Source organism: Myxococcus llanfairpwllgwyngyllgogerychwyrndrobwllllantysiliogogogochensis (assembly GCF_006636215.1).
Classification (GTDB): Bacteria; Myxococcota; Myxococcia; order Myxococcales; family Myxococcaceae; genus Myxococcus; species Myxococcus llanfairpwllgwyngyllgogerychwyrndrobwllllantysiliogogogochensis.
Map to the genome: position 1 here is coordinate 1 of NZ_VIFM01000530.1, position 1,476 is coordinate 1,476.

At 67.5% G+C, this 1,476-nt stretch carries 1 protein-coding gene; it reads right to left on the bottom strand.

The window, feature by feature from the left end; all coding sequences use genetic code 11:
• Positions 1-74: 74 nt before the first annotated feature.
• Positions 75-1,442: a polyisoprenyl-phosphate hexose-1-phosphate transferase ExoE gene (gene exoE / locus FJV41_RS49110; RefSeq protein WP_141649501.1), complete on the bottom strand. Its 1,368-nt coding sequence runs from the start codon at positions 1,440-1,442 to the stop codon at positions 75-77.
• Positions 1,443-1,476: the final 34 nt, after the last annotated feature.

Here is a 1,476-nt window from a genome sequence, read left to right on the forward strand (position 1 = left end):
GCCCAAACCCGCCACCCCTGGCGAGTCCCCGCCCGACCTTCCCTCCCTCGAGGGAAGGCCGACGAGAGGTGTGCCTACCGAGCTCCACGCCCGAGCAAAACATGCCTCACGGTGTGGAAAATGATGCCCACGTCCAGGAACAGCGAGCCGTTCTTCACGTAGTACAGGTCGAACTCCAGCTTGTTGCGCGCATCCTCCACGGAGGCTCCGTAGGGGTAGCGAATCTGGGCCCAGCCCGTCAGGCCCGGCTTCACTGCCTCACGCAGTCCGTAGAAGGGAATCTGCTGCTTGAGTTGCTCGACAAACACGGGCCGCTCCGGACGCGGACCCACGAAGCTCATCTCCCCCATCAACACGTTGAACACCTGGGGAATCTCGTCGATTCGCGTGCGCCGGATGAACTTGCCCACCCGGGTGACACGGTCATCGTTCGCACGAGCCCACACCGCGCCGTTCTTCTCCGCGTCCGTCCGCATGCTGCGGAACTTCCACAGGTAGTACGTCACGCCTCCCAGCCCCGTGCGCTCCTGTCGGTAGAAGACAGGCCCCTTCGAATCCAGCTTGATGGCCACCGCCACCAGAAGCAGGAAGGGTGCCGACAACGCCAGGAGCAGCGACGCCACCGCCAGGTCGAAGGCCCGCTTGAAGGCCCGCCGCAACGGAGACACCGTCAATTCGTCCGCGAAGGCGAAGTCGCTCGCCCGGAGGAACTGCACCGGAATCCGCCGCAGCACCCGCTCGCAGAAGCCCGTCGCGTCATACACGCGGCGGCCTTGCAGCCGACAGCTCAGCAGTGAGTCCACCCAGTTGGCCCCGCGCATGTCGTCAGCAGCCTGCACGACATATGCCGCGCCCATGCGGGCCGCCATGTGCTCCAGGGGTTCCTCCGTGGTGCGTGGGTCCACCAGCGCGACGACGCGGTAGCTGCCCTCGCCGCCCGCTTCGATGGCGGTCGCCACCGCGCGGGCCTTGAGGCCATCACCGACGATGAGCACCGCGTGCGGCGCCCCCACCAGCGCGCGAATGGACACCCGGACGACCAGCGTGCCCGCCAGCGCCCCCATGGCTCCACCGAGCAGCGCGCCAGGAGGCAGCGCGACGGGCAACACCAGCGGGGCCACCAGCATCACCCCACCGGTCACCATCGCCGTGACACCCGCGGCCTTCAGGAAGCGGTAGCCCCGCGCCCGGTCCTCCGCGGCGACGCGCAAGTCATACAAATCCAACAGGTACAGCGTGAACTGGAACGTGACCACGAAGGCCGCGCCCAGGCCCAGCAGCGTGGGCCACAGCGCCGTGAGCGGCGGCCGTGTCCCAGCAGGCGCGAAGAGTGCCGCACAGGCCGCCGCGCCCATCACGCAGGCCAGTGCGATCGCCGAGCTCTCGGCGAGGAAGAACGTCAGCTTCTTGGCAGAAAAATAGTGGTGAAAAACCCGGAGCACGTGCCCCTCCAACCAACCCGCCCGACTCACGACC